This window comes from Mesorhizobium sp. WSM4814, from assembly GCF_055811595.1.
The window spans coordinates 55390-73545 of sequence record NZ_JBVVQT010000010.1; the positions used below are offsets into that span (position 1 = coordinate 55390).

The 18156-nt window shown below is 62.7% G+C and carries 18 protein-coding genes, 1 tRNA gene and 1 pseudogene; 9 read left to right on the top strand and 11 right to left on the bottom strand.

The window, feature by feature from the left end; all coding sequences use genetic code 11:
• Positions 1-157: 157 nt before the first annotated feature.
• From AC0L2V_RS17000 to obgE, 4 genes are all read right to left on the bottom strand, one after another.
• On the bottom strand, positions 158-745 hold the full coding sequence (locus AC0L2V_RS17000; protein WP_473513277.1) for a nicotinate-nucleotide adenylyltransferase: 588 nt from the start codon (positions 743-745) through the stop codon (positions 158-160).
• A gap of 115 nt (positions 746-860) precedes the next feature.
• Positions 861-2147, bottom strand: a complete 1287-nt coding sequence (locus tag AC0L2V_RS17005) for a glutamate-5-semialdehyde dehydrogenase (RefSeq protein WP_473513275.1) — start codon at positions 2145-2147, stop codon at positions 861-863.
• Positions 2148-2150: 3 nt separating this feature from the next.
• Positions 2151-3347: a glutamate 5-kinase gene (gene proB, locus AC0L2V_RS17010; protein WP_128245913.1), complete on the bottom strand. Its 1197-nt coding sequence runs from the start codon at positions 3345-3347 to the stop codon at positions 2151-2153.
• A gap of 2 nt (positions 3348-3349) precedes the next feature.
• Positions 3350-4378, bottom strand: a complete 1029-nt coding sequence (gene obgE / locus AC0L2V_RS17015; RefSeq protein WP_128168566.1) for a GTPase ObgE — start codon at positions 4376-4378, stop codon at positions 3350-3352.
• A gap of 179 nt (positions 4379-4557) precedes the next feature.
• Between obgE and AC0L2V_RS17020 the strand changes: the two genes are divergently transcribed.
• On the top strand, positions 4558-5427 hold the full coding sequence (locus AC0L2V_RS17020) for an endonuclease/exonuclease/phosphatase family protein (RefSeq protein WP_473513273.1): 870 nt from the start codon (positions 4558-4560) through the stop codon (positions 5425-5427).
• Positions 5428-5597: 170 nt separating this feature from the next.
• Here the strand turns inward: AC0L2V_RS17020 and AC0L2V_RS17025 are convergent, their stop codons facing one another.
• The 3 genes from AC0L2V_RS17025 to AC0L2V_RS17035 all read right to left on the bottom strand — a co-directional run bounded on the left by AC0L2V_RS17025 (position 5598) and on the right by AC0L2V_RS17035 (position 7362).
• Positions 5598-6185: a GNAT family N-acetyltransferase gene (locus AC0L2V_RS17025; RefSeq protein ID WP_473513271.1), complete on the bottom strand. Its 588-nt coding sequence runs from the start codon at positions 6183-6185 to the stop codon at positions 5598-5600.
• A gap of 115 nt (positions 6186-6300) precedes the next feature.
• Positions 6301-6570, bottom strand: a complete 270-nt coding sequence (gene rpmA / locus AC0L2V_RS17030) for a 50S ribosomal protein L27 (RefSeq protein WP_023678077.1) — start codon at positions 6568-6570, stop codon at positions 6301-6303.
• A gap of 99 nt (positions 6571-6669) precedes the next feature.
• A complete protein-coding gene (locus tag AC0L2V_RS17035) occupies positions 6670-7362 on the bottom strand; it encodes a 50S ribosomal protein L21 (protein WP_473513269.1) in 693 nt (230 codons plus the stop codon).
• A gap of 322 nt (positions 7363-7684) precedes the next feature.
• Between AC0L2V_RS17035 and AC0L2V_RS17040 the strand changes: the two genes are divergently transcribed.
• Together AC0L2V_RS17040 and AC0L2V_RS17045 are read left to right on the top strand one after the other, a co-directional pair.
• Positions 7685-7774, top strand: a tRNA-Ser gene (locus AC0L2V_RS17040).
• Between the two features lie 472 nt (positions 7775-8246).
• Complete coding sequence (locus tag AC0L2V_RS17045; protein WP_473513354.1) at positions 8247-8963, top strand: pentapeptide repeat-containing protein; 717 nt, start codon at positions 8247-8249, stop codon at positions 8961-8963.
• A gap of 192 nt (positions 8964-9155) precedes the next feature.
• On the opposite strand, the pseudogene AC0L2V_RS17050 reads toward AC0L2V_RS17045, so the two are convergent.
• Positions 9156-9307 (bottom strand): annotated as a pseudogene (locus AC0L2V_RS17050) (IS481 family transposase); the annotation flags it as partial.
• 202 nt (positions 9308-9509) lie between these two features.
• Between AC0L2V_RS17050 and AC0L2V_RS17055 the strand changes: the two are divergent.
• From AC0L2V_RS17055 to AC0L2V_RS17065, 3 genes are all read left to right on the top strand, one after another.
• Entirely contained in the window at positions 9510-10628 is a 1119-nt protein-coding gene (locus AC0L2V_RS17055) for an alpha/beta hydrolase (RefSeq protein WP_473513267.1), read from the top strand.
• The gene (locus tag AC0L2V_RS17060) at positions 10625-11104 is read left to right on the top strand and encodes a cyclophilin-like fold protein (protein WP_473520665.1); all 480 of its coding nucleotides are present in this window, start codon (positions 10625-10627) and stop codon (positions 11102-11104) included. Before AC0L2V_RS17055 ends, AC0L2V_RS17060 begins: the two co-directional genes overlap by 4 nt.
• A gap of 131 nt (positions 11105-11235) precedes the next feature.
• A complete protein-coding gene (locus tag AC0L2V_RS17065; protein WP_473513264.1) occupies positions 11236-12129 on the top strand; it encodes a LysR family transcriptional regulator in 894 nt (297 codons plus the stop codon).
• Between the two features lie 82 nt (positions 12130-12211).
• Here the strand turns inward: AC0L2V_RS17065 and AC0L2V_RS17070 are convergent, their stop codons facing one another.
• Positions 12212-13192 carry a Tim44 domain-containing protein gene (locus AC0L2V_RS17070; protein ID WP_473520666.1) on the bottom strand — a complete coding sequence of 327 codons (981 nt, stop codon included), beginning with the start codon at positions 13190-13192 and terminating at the stop codon, positions 12212-12214.
• 189 nt (positions 13193-13381) lie between these two features.
• On the opposite strand from AC0L2V_RS17070, the gene AC0L2V_RS17075 reads away from it, so the two are divergent.
• From AC0L2V_RS17075 to AC0L2V_RS17085, 3 genes are all read left to right on the top strand, one after another.
• Entirely contained in the window at positions 13382-14275 is an 894-nt protein-coding gene (locus AC0L2V_RS17075) for an alpha/beta fold hydrolase (protein WP_473513262.1), read from the top strand.
• Positions 14276-14353: 78 nt separating this feature from the next.
• On the top strand, positions 14354-14677 hold the full coding sequence (locus AC0L2V_RS17080; RefSeq protein WP_473513260.1) for a hypothetical protein: 324 nt from the start codon (positions 14354-14356) through the stop codon (positions 14675-14677).
• Positions 14678-15499: a DUF1186 domain-containing protein gene (locus tag AC0L2V_RS17085; RefSeq protein ID WP_473520667.1), complete on the top strand. Its 822-nt coding sequence runs from the start codon at positions 14678-14680 to the stop codon at positions 15497-15499. It begins immediately after the preceding gene.
• 36 nt (positions 15500-15535) lie between these two features.
• Here the strand turns inward: AC0L2V_RS17085 and recQ are convergent, their stop codons facing one another.
• A complete protein-coding gene (gene recQ / locus AC0L2V_RS17090) occupies positions 15536-17380 on the bottom strand; it encodes a DNA helicase RecQ (RefSeq protein ID WP_473513257.1) in 1845 nt (614 codons plus the stop codon).
• 422 nt (positions 17381-17802) lie between these two features.
• Positions 17803-18141, bottom strand: a complete 339-nt coding sequence (locus tag AC0L2V_RS17095; protein ID WP_473513255.1) for a cupin domain-containing protein — start codon at positions 18139-18141, stop codon at positions 17803-17805.
• Between the last annotated feature and the right edge of the window lie 15 nt (positions 18142-18156).

The following is an 18156-nucleotide window of genomic DNA, read 5'->3' on the forward strand; positions in this document are numbered from 1 at the left end:
GCCGGGACGGATGAGGGGTGCTGGAAGAAATGAAGCGTAGAAAGATAGAGCTTTCAATCGCTTAGTTCTTCAGGGTAGTGATCCTGCCAGCACCCCTCATCCGACCGAGCTTCGCTCGGCCACCTTCTCCCACAAGGGGAGAAGGAGAAAGAGACTCCTATCCCTGCGCCATCTTGCGGATCGCGGTCGACGACAGCGACGAGCGCGGGCCGTGAATGAAGGTCCAGGCCGGCGCCTTCATGCGGGCGAGCCGCGGCGCGTCGCCCTCGTCGACACGCGCGTAGTCGAACGTCTTGGCGACAACTGACGACAGGAACGACAGCGTCGCGCCAGGGCGATCGATCACCGCGATCGGAAACGTCATCACGATCTGGCGCCAGCGCTGCCAGCGATGAAAATCGCGCAGCGAATCGGCGCCCATGATCCAGACGAAGTCGACACCCAGGTTGCGCGCCTTGACCAGGGCCAGCGTGTCGGCGGTGAAGCGGACATAATGGCTCGCCTCGAAGGCGGTGACCTTGACCTTCGGGTTCCGGGCAATCTGCTCGGACAGGCGCAGCCGCTCGGCCAGCGGCGCCAGTTCCCGCGCGCTCTTGAGCGGATTGCCCGGCGTCACCATCCACCACAACTGATCGAGCGCCAGGCGCCTGAGCGCGATCTCGGCGACCAGCGCATGGCCGGCATGGGCAGGATTGAACGAGCCGCCGAACAGTCCGACGGCCAGGCCCTTTTCGGCATGCGGCATATGAAGGTAGCGAGAGGGGACGGGTTGTTCGGACGGGGATAGCATGTGTCAGGCACCGGGCGGGACAGAGGGGGTGGCTGGGCGCACGCCTGTCAGGCTCTAACCGCGAATAAGCTCAAGGCCTCACCTGTCCCGTCCCGCGCACGCGGTACTTGAACGAGGTCAGTTGCTCGACACCGACCGGGCCGCGCGCATGCATCTTGCCGGTGGCGATGCCGATCTCGGCGCCCATGCCGAATTCGCCGCCATCGGCGAATTGCGTCGAGGCATTGTGCAGAAGGATCGCCGAATCGATCTCGTTGAAGAACCGTTCGACGGCGTCGGCATCCTCGGCGACGATCGCCTCGGTGTGGTGCGAGGAAAAAGTCTCGATGTGCTCGATCGCACCGGCAACGCCGTCGACCAGTTTTACTGCGATGATGGCATCGAGATATTCGCTCACCCAGTCGGCGTCGGTCGCAGGCTGGGCGTCGGTAAACACTTTCAGCACCTCGGCGTCGGCATGGATTTCGCACCCGGCGTCGCGCAACGCCCCGAGGATCGGCACCAGATGAGTTGCGGCAACAGCGCGGTCGACCAGCAGCGTCTCGGCCGCGCCGCAGACGCCGGTGCGCCGCATCTTGGCGTTGACCGCGATCGTGGCCGCCATGTCGAGATCAGCCGAGCCGTCGATGTAGAGATGACAGATGCCTTCGAGATGCGCGAAGACCGGCACCCGCGCCTCGTTCTGTACGCGTTCGACCAGGTTCTTGCCGCCGCGCGGAATGATGACGTCGATATTGCCGGAAAGTCCTTTCAGCATCTCGCCGACGGCGGCGCGGTCGGCGGTCGGCACCAGCTGGATGGCATCCTGCGGCAGCTTGGCCGCTTTCAGCCCTTCGACCAGGCAGGCATGGATCGCCGCCGAGGAGTTGAGCGAATCCGAGCCGCCGCGCAGGATCACCGGATTGCCGGCCTTGAGGCACAGCGCGCCGGCATCGGCGGTCACGTTCGGCCGGCTTTCGTAGATGACGCCGACAACGCCGAGCGGCGTGCGCACGCGCTCGATATGCAGGCCGTTCGGCCGGTCCCACGCGGCAATGACATCGCCGACCGGATCGCGCAGCCCGGCGATTTCACTGATGCCGTCGGCCATGGCACGGATGCGGCCGGGATCAAGCTTCAGCCGGTCCATGAAAGAAGGCGAAAGCCCCGACTGCTCGGCATTTTTGATGTCGATGGCGTTGGCGTCGAGAATATCCTGCTCGTGGCGAAGGATCGCCTGCGCCATACCGATCAATGCGGCGTGCTTGCGCTCGGCTGTGGCGACGGCCAGCGGTCGGGCGGCAGCGCGGGCGCGGCGGCCGATATCGGCCATCAGCGCCACCGTATCGTCCCGGGATTTTTCATGCAGCTTCAGCATGGCTCATCCTCCGCTATTCACCTCGTCACCGACCGCTTGGTCAGCGGCCTGTACTTGGTCGCCGGCCTGTACTTGGTCACTGGAATGGCTCACCACAAGGTCGTCGCGGTGGATCATCGCCGATCGCGCTTCATAGCCGAGCACCGTTTCGATCTCGGCTGTTTTCAAGCCAGCGATCCTTACGGCATCGGCGGCATCGTAGGCAACCAGTCCGCGCGCGATCTCGCGGCCTTCGGGCGACAGGATCGCCACCGTGTCGCCGCGCGAGAAATTGCCGCTGACCAGCTTGACGCCGGCCGGCAGCAGCGACTTGCCCGACAGCAGCGCGCCGATGGCGCCGGCATCGACTGTCAGCCGGCCTGCCGGTTCGAGCTGCCCGGCGATCCATGTCTTGTAGCCCTTGACCGGATTGGCGCTCGGCCGGAAGAACGTCGCCCGCTCGCCACGCTCGATCGCCAGCAGCGGCGACAGCCGCGTGCCTGATGTGATGATCATGGCAGTGCCGGCGGCGGTGGCGATCTTGCCGGCGTCGAGCTTGGTGCGCATGCCGCCGCGTGAAAACTCCGAAGCGGCCGCACCCGCCATCGCCTCGATGTCAGGCGTGATGCGGTCGACGACAGCGACGAACCTGGCATGCTGGTCGCGCGCCGGCGGCGCCGTGTAGAGCCCGTCAATGTCGGAGAGCAGCACCAAAAGGTCCGCGCCCATCATCGTCGCCACCCGCGCCGCCAGCCGGTCATTGTCGCCATAGCGGATTTCCGAGGTCGCCACCGTATCGTTCTCGTTGATGACCGGCACCGCCTTCATCTTGAGCAGCGTCGAGATCGTCGCGCGCGCATTGAGATAACGGCGGCGCTCTTCGGTGTCGCCGAGCGTCAGCAGGATCTGGCCCGATTTCAGGCCGCCCTTGCCGAGCGCATCCGACCAGGCGCCGGCCAGCGCAATCTGCCCGACGGCCGCCGCCGCCTGGCTTTCCTCGAGCTTCAGCGCCCGCTTGCCGAGGCCTAAAATGGTGCGGCCAAGCGCGATGGCGCCGGACGACACAACCAGGATCTCGGCGCCATTCTCGGCCAGCACTGAAATGTCGTCGGCAAGCGAGGCCAGCCAGTCGCGCTTCAGCCCCGCCGTGCGGTCGACAAGCAGCGCCGAGCCGATCTTGACGGTGATGCGCCGGTATTTTTTCAGCGACTGCGCGGCCATCGCTATCTCCAGCGCGTCTCGACCGGAGCGGCGACAGCTTCGCGCGCCTCGGCGACGACCGTCATCAGCGCGCGCAGAACGGCTTCGACGCCTTCGCCGGTGACCGCGGACAAAAGCATCGGCGCGCGGCCGGCGGCGCGTTTCAGCGAAGCGACCTTCTTCTTGCGCGCGTCGGCATCGAGCGTGTCGACCTGGGAAAGTGCGACGATCTCGACCTTCTCGACCAGCCCATGGCCATAGGCGTCGAGTTCGGCGCGCACGGTCTTGTAGGCCTTCCCCGGATTTTCTTCCTGCGCCGAGACGAGGTGCAGGAGGACCCGCGTGCGTTCGACATGTCCGAGGAAACGGTCGCCGATGCCGACGCCTTCATGCGCGCCTTCGATCAGGCCGGGAACATCGGCGATGACGAACTCGCGCCCGTCGATGCGGGCCACACCGAGGCCCGGATGCAGCGTGGTGAAGGGATAGTCGGCGATCTTCGGCTTGGCAGCGGTGACAGCGGCGAGGAAAGTCGACTTGCCGGCATTGGGCAGGCCGACCAGGCCGGCATCGGCGATCAGCTTGAGCCGGAGCCAGATGTTGAGCTCTTCGCCCGGCTGACCCGGATTGGCGCGGCGCGGCGCCTGGTTGGTCGAGGTCTTGAAATGCTGGTTGCCGAAGCCGCCATTGCCGCCCTTGGCCAGCAGGAAACGCTGGCCGACGACGGTCAGGTCGCAGATTAGCGTGTCGTTGTCCTCGGCAAAGACCTGCGTTCCCGCCGGCACTTTCAGCGTCACGTCGGCGCCCTTGGCGCCGGTCATGTTGCGGCCCATGCCGTGCGTGCCGGTCTTGGCCTTGAAATGCTGCTGGTAGCGATAATCGATCAGCGTGTTCAGCCCATCGACCGCCTCCACCCAGACGTCGCCGCCGCGGCCGCCGTCGCCGCCGTCGGGACCGCCGAACTCGATGAACTTTTCGCGCCGGAACGACACCGATCCGGCGCCACCATCGCCGGAGCGGACATAGACCTTGGCTTGATCGAGAAATTTCATCGTATTGCTGAGTTTCTGCTAACGGCCTTGCGGCATTGCTCTAACGTTTGGCACTGCTCTAAACCAAGGTGGCGCGAAGGGCGAGGCTGTTTATCAACATGGCCCCAGTCTGACATAGTCCGAGTCTGAACATGGTCCGAGCCTGAACATGGCCGAGTCTGAACATCGCCGGAGTCGCAATGCAGCTTGTAACCTACAACATCCACTACGGCGTCGGTCTTGACGGCCGCTACGATGTCGGCCGCATAGCCGATGCCGTGCGCGGCGCTGACGTGATCGCGCTGCAGGAGGTCTCGCGCAACAACCCCAACAATGGCGGCCGCGACATGGTGGCCGAGCTTGGCGAGGCGCTGCCCGAATATTTCGCCGTCTACGGCAGCAATTTCGAGGCCAATGTGGGCTCGCGTCTGGAAAACGGCCGCGCCATCACCACCACCTTCCAACTCGGCAACATGGTGCTGTCGAAAACCCCCGTTCATCTGTCGCGCAATCTCCTCTTGCCGCGCAGCCGCAGTTTCGAAGTGATGAATTTCCAGCGCGGCGCGCTGGAGGCGCTAATCGAGACGCCGCTTGGTTTTATCCGCTTCTATTCCACCCATCTCGACCATCGCAGCCCGGTCGAACGCGCCAGCCAGATCCGGTTTCTGCGCCGGCGCCTGTTGAACTATGCGATCGAGGGCGGCGCGCTGTCGGGTGTCGCCGAGGTCGGCCTGCCCGACCTGCCTTGTCCCGAAGGCTTCGTCGTCATGGGCGACTTCAACATGCTGGCCGGATCGCCGGAACATGTCGAATTCGTCGGCCACCTGGATCACGAATTCGGCATGCCGGTAACCGCGGATCTTGCCGTCGATGCCGCCCTGCGCCTTGCCGCCGCAGGCGCCGATCTCGTCACCTGGGTCGACCCCAAGCGGCCTGGCGACGCCAGCCGCCACAAGCGCATCGACTATGTCTTCACCAGCGCCTCGCTGGCCAAATCGCTGAAGCGCCTGTGGGTCGACCAGCAGGCAGTCGGTTCGGACCACTTGCCGGTCTGGGTCGAGATGGTTTGAACCCAAATTCGGTCCGCAACCTTCGCGCCTAGGCGTGTTGAGATTCAGGTCAGGCCGCGCCGAGAATGATGGCTTCCGAGAACCGGAGCGGAGCGTACTTTTGGTACGTGAGCACCGGAAGCGCAGGAAGCCGCCATTTGCAGGCCGGCCTCACCTGAAGATCGACATGCCTAGAAATGGACCCAGTTCCGCAGGCTGGTCCAGGTCTTGCGATCGAGGCGGTAGCGCTCGACCGGCACCTGGCCGGCGACGATCGAGTTCAGCATGCCCTGGCCGGCATATTGGAAGCCGCATTTGTGGATGACCCGGCGCGAGGCCGGATTGATCACCCGCGTCGAGGCATGCAGCACCTGGATCGCCGTCTTCTGGAAGGCGAGGTCGACCAGCGCATGCGCGGCCTCCGTCGCATAGCCGCGCTTCCAGTAGGGCTCGCCGATCCAGTAGCCGAGCTCCAGCCCGCGATCGGTGGTGTTGAGGCCGGCGCATCCGACGAAGGTTTCGGTGCCGGCCAGGGTCAAGGCATAGGCAATGCCGGCCCGGCGCGATGCCGTCATCGCGAGGAAGGCGCGTGCCTCGGCCTCGCCATAGGGGTGCGGCATGCGGGCCAGCATTTCGGCGACATGGCGATTGTCGGCGAGCGCCACCAGTTGCTCGATGTCGCTTTCGCGCGGTGCCCGCAGGACCAGCCGCTCGGTCACCAGGACCGGACAATCTATCGCGTAACTTTCACCGTCTGTGTCATCCGCTTCGGCAACCATGTCAGTCCTCCAGGCAAGAAAAAGGGGAGATGGAACCCATCTCCCCTGATCCATTTCCTGGCTTGGCCAGACACCGGTTCCCGAGATGGGTGCCGGTGTTCTCGTGCGGAACCGGCTACTCCGCGGCCTTGGTCATCGGGTTCACCGATACGTAGGTTCGGCCATTGGCTTTTTTATTGAAGGTGACTGCGCCAGCTTCGAGCGCAAACAGCGTGTGATCCGTGCCAATGCCGACATTGGTGCCGGGATGCCACGTCGTGCCGCGCTGACGAATAATGATGTTGCCCGGAATCACGGCTTCGCCGCCGAATTTTTTCACGCCGAGCCGCTTGGAATGGGAGTCGCGACCATTGCGCGACGAACCGCCAGCTTTCTTGTGTGCCATCTAACTAACTCCGATGCGCCGCTAGGCGCTTAAAGGGTCTTATGAACGCGTTCGCGTTCCGTTTCAAGTCCGAACCGACGGCGATCGCGCCGGTCCGCTTTACTTCTTCGCCAAATCTTTGGCCTGCTCGCGCCAGTCCATGATCTGGTCGGCGCTGAACGGCATATGCTCGTCGATCTTGGCGATATCCTTGTCCGACAGCTTGGCGATCTGGGCGAAGGTCGTGATGCCCTGCTCGTTCAACTGGCCGGCCGCAACCGGACCGATGCCCTTGATCACGGTCAGATCGTCCGGCTCGCCCTTCGGCGCCTTGAACAGCGGCGCGGCGGTTTCGCTTGCCTTGGCTTCCTTCTTCGGCGCAGCCTCTGCCTCGGTCTTCGCTTCGGTCTTCGGGGCGGCTTCAGCCTTCGCCTCGGCCTTTGCGGCAATCTCGGCCTTCGCTTCGGCCTTGGCCGCGGCCTTTTTCGTCGGCTTGGCGCCACCCAGCAGGATCTCGGCGATCCGCACGGTGGTCAACAGCTGGCGATGGCCGATCTTGCGACGCGAATTCTGCCGGCGGCGCTTCTTGAAAGCGATGACGGTGCGGTTCTTGCCCTGTTCGACAACTTCGGCGGTGACCAAAGCGCCGTCGACGAACGGCGCGCCGAATGTGACATTCTCGCCCTCGCCATGCGCGAGCACGTGGCCAATCTCGACGATGTCGCCGACCTGGCCTTCGACTTTTTCGATCTTCAGGAGATCGTTGGCGGCAACGCGATACTGCTTGCCGCCCGTTTTGATGACTGCGAACATTTTTTGCCTTTCGCTGTTCGGTCGGCCTTGACGAACCGCTTCAGGCGGTTCGGCCGTCTTTTTGTCAGTCTGCGGGTTCAAAAAGCAAGCGGCGCGGAAGAGCCCTCCACGCCGATTGCGCGCTGTCCCTAGCCGAAGGTGCAGCGCGAGTCAAGGCAAACGGCCGAAAGCAAGACGGTGCCGTTGGCACAGGCGGCGGAGGTAGCGAACAACGACCAATACGGCCCGGAGAGAAGCCTGATATCAGGCAGATTGGCCCTTGTAACCTGTCCGTCCAGCCGTTATCTAGTGCGCCGCGCCGGCAACGGCGGACCATGACCGCGGAGAGGTGGCAGAGTGGTCGAATGCACCGCACTCGAAATGCGGCATGGGTGCAAGCCCATCGGGGGTTCGAATCCCTCCCTCTCCGCCATACGACATTGTTTACATTGATAAAAATCAAAGAATAGGTTGCGCGCCCGCCATAAAGCCCGCCTACCGAAAACGCCGTATTCGCGGCACGTCAGCTTACGACACAAATATGCGGGGTTCATGCTTCGAACTGGTAGATGGCACAGATCAACTTCGGCCTCGCTAAGCGAAGTCGTGGGGTAGCGACAGCGGAATCAGGATACGCGACTAGCACCCCGTGCCGGGTCAACCTCGCCGTCGGGAAGTACCGATCGGTGCGGACCCAAGCGGATTCACGCTTGTCGGCGGCGGACGCCGGCGGTGGCGGTCAGCACCCGAGCAGGGTTCCCATTGTTGACGTCCGCTGGGCATCTGCGGCGACCGTCGCCAGGTTCTCTGCTCCCGGGTTGACGGTGGTGTAGACGAGGAGCACTCTCGAGTGTCAGCAGATGTGGTCAGGTTGAGTGTCGGCGAGTAGCAGAGGTCCAGCAACCATGACTTTGAGGCGAACCAGAGCTTACGCCGCATCCGGCTTGGTTCTGGCGATTTGCACTGTGTTTGCTTGGCAGAACGCCACTGCTGCTCACAATTGCCACGCAGCCGCGACGCCTGGCGTCAATTGGCACGAGTGTGACAAGAAGCTTCTCATCCTGGAAGGACAGGACCTGAGCGGGGCGAACCTGTTCGGTGTTGATTTCACTTCGACCGACCTCAGGAACAGCAATCTCCTTGCGGCAAATCTTGAGAAGGCAACGCTTGTGCGTGCTTCCCTGGCCGACTCGACCGCCAAAGGCGCCCGGTTCGACAGAATCGAGGCCTACAGGACCGACTTCAGCCGTATGGACGCGCAGGGCGCTGTGTTTGCGAGCGCGGAAATGCAGCGCTCGAATTTCCAGGACGCCAATCTGACCAACGTTGATTTCACAAAGGCAGAATTGGGGCGTGCGCAGTTCCATGGCGCCGATCTCAGCGGCAGCCGCTTCTCGTTTGCCAATCTCGCACGCGCGGACTTCCGAGGAGCGACGTTCACCGCGTCGATAGACTTTGACCACGCCTTTTTCTTTCTGACCCATATCGAGGGCGTCGACCTTTCCAATTCGGCGGGTCTGTCCCAGTGGCAGCTCAACATGGCTTGCGGAGACGCCCGGACCGAGTTGCCTTCTGGCTTGACGAGGCCTGAAGATTGGCCCTGTCAATTCGAGCAGGAATAGTTGTCGGCAAGCGAACTGCGGCAATGCTGCACCCGACAGGATTCGAACCTTTCGGCAAGCCGCCTAACCCGAATGCCCCGCCGTTCCCGAGCGGTTGGTTTTGCGTCTCGACATGCATGAACTCGTGCTTTCCGCACCGTTCGCAGAGGTGGCTAGTCCCGGCTGCGCCAAGAATGTGGGATGGGGCTTTGCCAATGTCCTCTGTTCCAGGTCGAAGTATCCAAGATCATAGGGCATGAGGCTCAAGGGCCAAATGCCATCGTCGAACTCGTTGACGCCGAACCTTGATCGGCGGGCACGGTGACGATCTTCTTCCTGTGCATGCAGATGCGGCCGGAGGCGGACGAATCTGTTCACCTTCGGGACGAGCCTGCGCTATTCGATTGATGAATCATCCTCATAACGACATGCGGATTTTGCCGCCTAATCGATCGCCGGCGTCGTCGCTATTCTATTTCACACATTCGCAACACTGCCGCGCATGCCGAGGAAATGAGCATGGCCCGGCAGCCCTGCGACAGTTCAGGACGATCAAAGGAGACAGGCATGAACAAGCAGATCGGAATCGAGAGCACGGCGGAACCACAGTCCAGTGTCGACTTTGGCCGGCGTGATCTGCTGAAGCTGACCGGCGCCGGCGTTGCCGCGCTCGGTGCGGCGTCGCTGTTCAACATCCCCTTCGCAAAGGCTCAAGACATGTCAAACGGCGCCAACAACTTCTACACCAGTGATCGGGTGACGCTGGAAAAGATCGCCTTCAAGAGCCAATACGAGATGAACGTTGCGGGCAATCTGTTCATTCCCAACAAGCTCGACCGCAATGCGCGCCATCCGGCGCTCGTCGTCGGGCATCCGATGGGTGCGGTGAAGGAGCAGAGCGCGAATCTTTATGCCACCAAGATGGCCGAACAGGGCTTCGTCGCGATGTCCATAGACCTGCCGTTCTGGGGCGAAAGCGAGGGCGAGGCCCGCCAGATCGTTTCGCCTGACGTCTACGCCGAAGCGTTCAGCGCCGCCGTCGATTTCCTCGGTACGCGGCCATTCGTCGACAGAAACCGCATCGGCGCGATCGGCGCCTGCGGCAGCGGCAGCTTCGTCATCAGCGCGGCCAAGATCGACCCGCGGATGCGCGCCGTCGCGACCGTCAGCATGTACGACATGGGGGCCGCCAATCGCGACGCGCTCAATCATTCGCTGAGCATCGAACAGCGCAAGCAGATCATTGCTGCAGCTGCCGAGCAGCGCTGGGCCGAGTCTGAAGGCGCCGCGGTCGAATATACCGGCGGCACTGTGCACGAGCTGACCGCCGGCACCCATCCCATCCAGCGAGAATTCTATGACTTCTACCGCACGACGCGGGGTGAATTCACGCCCGCAAGCGCAAACCCGCAGATCACCACGCATCCGACGCTGACCAGCAATGTCAAGTTCATGAATTTCTACCCGTTCAACGACATCGAGACGATCTCGCCGCGCCCGATGCTGTTCATCGCCGGCGACCAGGCCCACTCCCGCGAGTTCAGCGAGGATGCCTACAAGCGAGCGGCCGAGCCGAAGGAGCTTGTGTGGGTTGCCGGCGCCGGGCACGTCGATCTCTACGATCGCGTCGACCTGATCCCGTTCGACAAGCTGACCAGCTTCTTCAATCAGCATCTCTCTGCGTGAACGGCGCGATGGAGCCTGTACCAGACGGTACAGGCTCCATCAGCATTGATCGGGGATACGACCGCATGCTGAAACTATTGCTGAGCGCCGCTGTTATCGCAATCGGAACGGTTGGACCTGCCATGGCTCAAGAACGCATTCGCATCTCTTCGGATTGGGGCGAGGTCACAGCCGATCTCGCCGATAACGAGGCCGCAAAATCTCTGGCGCAGATGCTGCCGCTCACGATAGAGATGTCCGATCATCTGCGCCAGGAAAAGACCGGCAATCTGCCTTCCGCCTTGCCCGAGCTGGCGCGGCAGCGCGAGTTCTCTGTCGGCACGCTTGGGTTGTGGAGTTCCGATCATTTCGTGATCTACTATCGGAGCGGTCGCCTCCCGGCGCCTGGCATCATCAGGCTCGGGCAGGTCACTGGCGATGTCTCGATCTTTGACCGTCCCGGTCCGGTCACCATCCGCGTTGAACGCGCCGACTGAAACCTGCGCAATCCGCTCGTAGTTCGTCGCCGGGGGCGAGCGGCGGATTGAATAGCTGCCGCTCAATGAAGTCTCTGTGTTCGCCTTCGATTTATCCGGTATAATCGAGTTCTGGCTACAAGGATTCATGAGTGTCGCGGCAGAATGTCAATGATCTGCTCGCGTTCCTGGCTGTTGCTCGGGAGCGTAGTTTTACGCGCGCCGCAGCCCGGTTCGGCATATCGCAATCCGCGCTAAGCCACACCATCCGTCAACTCGAAGCGCGCCTTGGCGTTCGCCTGCTCACCCGCACGACGCGCGCGGTGGCTCCCACGGAGGCGGGTGAGAGGCTTTTGCAGCGGATTGGGCCGCACTTTGACCAGATCGAAATCGAGGTCGATGCCCTGAACGAACTGAGAGAAAAGCCCGCCGGAACCATCCGGCTGTCAGCGCCTGACTATGCAATCAGCAGCATCCTTTGGCCCAAGCTGAAACGCTTTCTGCCGAAATATCCCGACATCAAGGTCGAACTCCTGCTCGACAACGGCCTCACCGACATCGTGACGGAGCGCTTCGACGCCGGGATCCGCATGGGCGAACAGCTTGCGAAAGACATGATCTCGGCTCGCATCGGACCGGATTTCCGCTTCGCGGTCGTCGGCGATGAATCCTACTTTGCCGAGCATCCCGCGCCGGAGAAGCCGCAGGACCTCGTGCAGCACAATTGCATCAACTACCGTTTTCCAACGTCCGGGGCTCTTTATGTGTGGGAGTTCGAGGAGAACGGCCGCGAGATCAAAATTCGCGTCGATGGGCAACTCGTCTTCAACAACATCTTTCATGTCCTGGACGCCGCGCTGGCCGGCCGCGGCCTCGGCTATGTTCCGGAAGAAATGGCCCTTCCCCACATCGCCAAAGGGCGGCTGGCGCGGGTCCTGGAAGGATGGTCGCCCTATTGGGATGGCTACCATCTCTATTATCCGAGCCGCCGGCAATCCTCGCCTGCTTTCGTTGCCCTGGTCGATGCGCTGCGCCATCGCGAGTGACTATCGATGCCGCGGGCTTCGACGTTCCTGCCACTGAAGCCATCGCCAGAGGACGTGAACCGCCGAGGCTGCAGCGTATCGGTCAGGGCTGCTGTATTGCCGCCAGCTTCCAGTCGCCGCCGTTCTGGCGCGTGAAGGTCCACAGTTCGGTTGTTTCCGTCGGCCGATCGGCTTCGCCGGCGACGATCTTGCCGCTGGCGCGATCACGCATCACGTCAAGAGACTCGTAGCGCAGGGCAGCCGTCGCGTAGTCACGATCATCTTCCCGCCAGCTCTCCGCAATATCGGCCTCCAGCAGGCTGACGTTCGACACCTCGTTCCTGATGCCGTTTTTGGCATTGTCGGCAAGTTCTTCGGACAGGTACGACACCATCTCGGGGGTCGCCAGCCGGCGCAAGCCAGCATGGTCTTTACGCCCGAACGCTTCCTGAACTTCGGTCAACCGCTGCTGGAATGTATCGAGATCGGCCGGCGTCATCGTAATTTGATCGTTGGCTGGAGCCGTCCGGCCAAAGCCAGACCCGATGCCTGGAATGGGGAAAGATGTGACGTTGTCCGCCTCGCGCTGGGCTGCCGCGTTTCGCCCAAAATTGCCCATGCTCCGCGGCACACCGGCCATGGCAGGCGCCTGGTTGCGTGCCGATTGCGACCGGAAAAAGCGGATGATCAGCATGATCGTGCCGCCGATCAGCAGTCCTTGCAGCAGCAGGCCCAACATGCCAGCCAAGCCGCCGAACCCCTGGCCCAAAAGAAGTCCGATCAGACCGCCGAGCAGCAGGCCGCGCATCATCGAACCGCCGAGGCCGCTGAAGATCCCTGGTCGTTGGGCTGCCGGTGTCTGGCGCGCCGCATTGTTCGTTGCGGTGTTGGGCGTCATCGAGCGCTCGACCGGCGCGGCCGGCTGTGGCGCTGTCCTGGTCGGCGGGACCGACTGGAACGTGCGCGTGCCGCGGCTGCCGAAGCTGCCGCCACGCCGCGCCTCGGCGTAATCGGCCGTGACCATGGAAAAAGCCAGGAACAGTCCTGCAAACAAAACGGCAAACCGGCTCGAACGCGAAATCATCTTGGCAAATCCTCAAGCGACACTCTGGCGCTATATGGGGTGCGCCGATCGAAATATCAGTGGCCGCAGTTTCCGTACCTGGCAATTGAGGAGAATTCCAGGGCCGCCACAAATTCAGGCAAAGCAGCCGACAGTGATCCTTCTGCCACCTTGTGCGTTGTCGCCTGAGGCACACCGAGGAGAAAAACGGTGTTTGCAGGTTTCAGGGCCACCAGCTTGCAACTGGACGACACGACCATTTTCGCAAGGGTCGGCGGAACCGGTCCGCCGCTGCTGCTGCTTCATGGTTTTCCAGAAACGCATCTGATGTGGAGGGATATTGCCGCGGCCCTGGCGCCCCGCTTCACAGTCGTCGCCGCCGATCTTCGCGGCTATGGGCAAAGTGGCTGCCCGGTCTCCTCGGCCGATCATAGCCCATACGCCAAACGCGCCATGGCCGCAGACATGGTTCAAGTCATGCAGCAGTTGGGTTTTGAGCGGTTCATGGTTGCCGGACACGACCGCGGTGGGCGGGTCGCCTATCGCCTGGCACTCGATCACCCCGATGAGATGTCCAAGGTCGCGGTCCTCGACGTCATCCCGACCGCCGCCGCGTGGGACAGGGCGGATGCCAGACTGGCTCTCGGCTTCTGGCCCTGGAGCCTTCTTGCGCAACCGGAACCGCTGCCGGAGCGGCTGATCGGCGCGGCGCCCGATGCCATCGTCGACAATGCGATTGTGCAGTGGGGATCGCCGGCAGAAATGTTCTCTGCAACGATCAGGGAGGCTTATGTCAAGGCGCTTCGCGATCCCGTTCATATTCATGCGATTTGCGAAGAGTATCGGGCCGCTGCCACGATCGATCGTGAGCATGACGCGCTGGACCAGATAAACGGTCGTCGCATCAAATGTCCGCTCCTGGCACTGTGGAGTAGCCAAGGCGGCCTCGAGACCTGGTATGCGGAGCAAGGCGGCCCGCTGGCTATCTGGAGGAAATGGGCCGACAGAGTTGAAGGAGGTCCCGTTCCGGGCGGGCACTTCTTTCCAGAAGAGCACCCTCACCAGACCGCAGCGGCTCTCTCGAAATTCTTCGCGGTTGAATAGGGAATGACGCCCAGGGCAGAGTGTTGTAGAGCTTCACATGCCTCATTCGCCCGTCCGGCATCAAATCTGCTTGATAAAATGAAAGCCATCTCTACAGCCACGGCCCTGACATGCAGTCTCGTGTTTGTCGGAGGTTGCGCTTCGCCCTTCTATGCATCCTTTGATGCAGCGAAATACGACAGGATGAGTTGCGTCGAACTCAACGTGGCCATGGGCGAAGTCGCCAAGGAGCTGTCGGCGACAGCGATCACCCGGGGCAAAGTCGCGAAAACCAACATTCCGAACTGGCTATGGGGAGCCCGGCGTGTCGCCACTACCGTCACTGCCCGCCAGAACGCGAAAATCGAGCAATTGCAGCAGCAGGAGGCTGCGATCGCAGCTGTGAGACGAAGCAGGTGCTGATTGCGGCGCCTGCTGCCGAAGGCCGAGCATTGTCGAAGCGATCCCGCGAGTCTGAGACCTTCTGCACAGGTATTTGCCGTTCGTGCGGCGGATGAACTGTTGAAAGGCAGCCGGTCTGTCGTAGATTTGCCAGGCACGAACGACAGCGAGGATGCCATGAAGAAGGAAGAGCTGGAAACCGTCCTTGGCCGTGGCGGGCCCGCCTTCGATCTGGGTCCGATTGAAGATCAACTGCATGACCTGGCACGCGAAGGGCAATTTCCGGACGTCGCCATCGCCCACTGCATCGCAAGGATTGAAGAATCCGCTCCCGCGTTGCGGGCGGTCATCGCAAGAGCGGCCGAAGGAGAGGATCTGTCGCGGGATGATGAGATGCGGCTTTACATCCTGGGCGGCGCTCGCGACACTCGAACGTTCGGGCCCTTGTTGCGCCTGCTGCGCCGTCCGGGACGCGAGCTCGATGACCTGCTCGGCGACGTGGTGACCGAGAGCATGGCGCGTATCGTCGCCGGCGTATTTGATGGCGACGCCGACGCTTTGTTCAGCTTGATCAGCGACCGCTCTGTCGATGAATACGTCCGCGATGCAGCTTTGGGCGCAGCGACCTTCCTGACCTGGGAAGGCCGCATCGAGCGTGACCGAATGCGAGATTTTCTCGAGCGATTCCACACCGAGAGGCTGGCCGGTGACGACGATTTCGCCTGGATCGCCTGGCTGGAGGCAATCGCCCGGCTTGGCTTGCGCGATCTGGCGCCGCTGGTTCACAGCGCGTGGTACGACGGCCGCGTCAAGAAAGCGAAGAAATGCTGTCTCGCAAATTGACCTGCTGCAGCACCGCGGACTTGATCCTTGGCTGTCTCAGGCCGATCCACGGGATTGGTGCGCAGCGATTGCGCCGAGGAAGATCTCGCCGAATTCCCTGAGTTTTGCGGCACCTACGCCGTTGACTGCTGCGAAGGCGTCGAGGTCGCGCGGGCAGCGTTCGGCCATGTCGATCAGCGTGCGATCGGAGAAGATGACGAAGGCCGGCACCTGGCGCTCCCGGGCGAGACGCAGCCGAACCGCCTTGAGCGTGGCCAAAAGCGCGGTATCCAGGTCTTCAGTACCCGCGGTAGCATTCGGGGTGGGACGAGTCTTGTCTCGTGCCGCGCGGTTCCGCACCTCTACGCGATACCGGAACGGAACCTCGCCGCGGGCCAGCTCACGGCCCTTTTCGGCGATGGCAAGGCCGCCATGGCCGCCTGAGTCCAACGTCAGAAACCCTCCCGCGACGAGTTGGCGGATGAGCGACTGCCAGACATCCTTCTTGTGCGCCACACCGGTCCCGAAGCTGGCAAGCCTGTGGTGGTTCCTGGCCAGAACTTTCTCGGTTTCATGGCCGAGCAGAACATCGACGACATGGGCGGCGCCAAAACGCTCGCCGGTCTGCGCGATGGCCGCGAAGACGATCCGCGCCTCCGCCTCGCCATCCGCATGCGGCGTCTGGTCAAGGCAGTTGTCACAATTGCCGCAAGGCATTGCTGGTTCGCCGAAGTAGCCAAGCAGGATCTGGCGACGGCACTGGGCCGTTTCGCAATAGCCGATCAGCGTATCGAGCCGGCCATGCGCGCGCCTTTTATGTTCCGCCGGCGCGTCCTCGTCGTCGATGAAAAGCCGCCGCATGCGAATGTCGCCGAGACCGAAGAGCATATGTGCCTCGGCAGCCCGCCCGTCGCGGCCGGCGCGGCCGATTTCCTGATAATAGGCTTCGAGGCTGCCCGGCAGGTCGGTGTGGAAGACATAGGCGACGTCAGGCTTGTCGATCCCCATGCCGAAGGCGATGGTCGCCACCATCACCACGCCCGACAGGGTCATGAAAGCGTTTTGATTTGCTTCACGCGCGTCCTTGCTCATGCCGGCATGATAGGCCAGGGCGCGCACGCCGTTCTTCTCGAGGAACGCCGCCATCTCTTCCGTCTTCTTGCGCGACAGGCAATAGACAATCCCGCTGCGGCCGGCATGACGCTGTACGAAGCCCAGCAATTGGCGCTTGCTGTCGTGCTTGGCCTCGACGCCAAGCTTGATGTTCGGCCGGTCGAAGCCCAGCACCAGGGTTTCGACACGCCCGGCGAACAGCTGTCCGGCGATGTCGGTGCGCGTCGCCTCGTCCGCTGTCGCCGTCAGCGCAATGATCGGCACATCAGGGAAAATGTCGCGCAGCCGCGACAACTCTTCATATTCGCGCCGGAACGACGGCCCCCACTGGGAGATGCAATGCGCCTCGTCGACAGCGATCAGCCGGATGTCGAGCCTGGCCAGCGCCTCGAGCATCCGCGCGGTCATGAGCCGCTCGGGTGCAAGATAGAGCAGGCGCGTCTGGCCCGCCGCGACGCGGCGCCATGCGGCGACATTGGCATCGCGGTCGAGCGAGGAATTGATCGTATCGGCCGCCACGCCGGCAAGACGCAATGCGGCGACCTGGTCCTGCATCAGCGCCACCAGCGGCGAAACGACAATGGTGAGGCCGCCCAGGACCAGCGCCGGAACCTGGTAGCAGAGTGATTTGCCGGCGCCGGTCGGCATGACAGCCAGCACATGACGCCCGGCCAGCAGCGCCTCCGTCACGGCGTCCTGGCCGGGACGAAAATCGTCGAAGCCGAACACGTCCTTCAGGACGCGCCGCTTGGGATCCTCCGCCGGGACGCTCGCCGCCGCTGCCTGCATCAGGGAATTTCTATGATCGGCGCTGCCCGAAAAGGCATTGGGGGAACGGCCCGAGTCAGCGGCGACGTTACCTGCCAAAGCTCCCTGGCGAATCGTCGGGTGACCGCTTGGACAGCCGATTCGGACATTCGAACGCTCCTCAAGTCCTGTCTCCGTCGGCTCCGTCTGAAAAGTTATCCCCCTCATTGGCGGATATGCGAGCGTGATTCCAGCCTCTATTCACTTTGGCTGTGAATATCGCGCAACGGCTCGGGCCGATTAATCCTATCTTCACCATGATTCGGCAGGGTCAGGTCCTGCGGTGATGTTTTGAGTACCGCGGCGCCACAAGCGCCCAGGCAACACGCCCGCGTCTCTCCGGAGGCGCGGGCTTTTTGCTTCCGAGATCGGCTGCCGCTTCGTAGTGACCTGCGGGGTTCTCGTCAGACGAGGAAATCGGCGCGATGCGGGGTAAAGCTGTCGACGAGGCGGCCGGCCTCGAGCGCCTTGACGCCGTGGATCAGGTTGGAAGGGACGATGAAGCTGCTTCCCGTTTCCAGGATCTCGGTCGTGCCGTCGATGGTGACCTCGAAGCGGCCCTCGGCGACATAGCTCGCCTGGACATGCGGGTGCGAATGCAGCGCGCCGACACCGCCCTTGTCGAACCCAAACTCGACCATCATCAGTTCGTCCGTGTGCAGCAGAACGCGCCTGCGGTTACCATCCGCGGTCGGCGTCCACGCGCCCTCGCCGGCATGCGCAAAGATCTTCGTTCCGGTCATCGCCACATCCTCATC

Coding starts and splice junctions, on each gene's coding strand:
- AC0L2V_RS17000 (WP_473513277.1), bottom strand. CDS start 745: ATGCCGCATGCCGAAAAGGGCCTGGCCGTCGGACTGTTCGGCGGCTCG.
- AC0L2V_RS17005 (WP_473513275.1), bottom strand. CDS start 2,147: ATGCTGAAGCTGCATGAAAAATCCCGGGACGATACGGTGGCGCTGATG.
- proB (WP_128245913.1), bottom strand. CDS start 3,347: ATGGCCGCGCAGTCGCTGAAAAAATACCGGCGCATCACCGTCAAGATC.
- obgE (WP_128168566.1), bottom strand. CDS start 4,378: ATGAAATTTCTCGATCAAGCCAAGGTCTATGTCCGCTCCGGCGATGGT.
- AC0L2V_RS17020 (WP_473513273.1), top strand. CDS start 4,558: ATGCAGCTTGTAACCTACAACATCCACTACGGCGTCGGTCTTGACGGC.
- AC0L2V_RS17025 (WP_473513271.1), bottom strand. CDS start 6,185: ATGGTTGCCGAAGCGGATGACACAGACGGTGAAAGTTACGCGATAGAT.
- rpmA (WP_023678077.1), bottom strand. CDS start 6,570: ATGGCACACAAGAAAGCTGGCGGTTCGTCGCGCAATGGTCGCGACTCC.
- AC0L2V_RS17035 (WP_473513269.1), bottom strand. CDS start 7,362: ATGTTCGCAGTCATCAAAACGGGCGGCAAGCAGTATCGCGTTGCCGCC.
- AC0L2V_RS17045 (WP_473513354.1), top strand. CDS start 8,247: ATGACTTTGAGGCGAACCAGAGCTTACGCCGCATCCGGCTTGGTTCTG.
- AC0L2V_RS17055 (WP_473513267.1), top strand. CDS start 9,510: ATGAACAAGCAGATCGGAATCGAGAGCACGGCGGAACCACAGTCCAGT.
- AC0L2V_RS17070 (WP_473520666.1), bottom strand. CDS start 13,192: ATGATTTCGCGTTCGAGCCGGTTTGCCGTTTTGTTTGCAGGACTGTTC.
- AC0L2V_RS17080 (WP_473513260.1), top strand. CDS start 14,354: ATGAAAGCCATCTCTACAGCCACGGCCCTGACATGCAGTCTCGTGTTT.
- recQ (WP_473513257.1), bottom strand. CDS start 17,380: ATGCAGGCAGCGGCGGCGAGCGTCCCGGCGGAGGATCCCAAGCGGCGC.
- AC0L2V_RS17095 (WP_473513255.1), bottom strand. CDS start 18,141: ATGACCGGAACGAAGATCTTTGCGCATGCCGGCGAGGGCGCGTGGACG.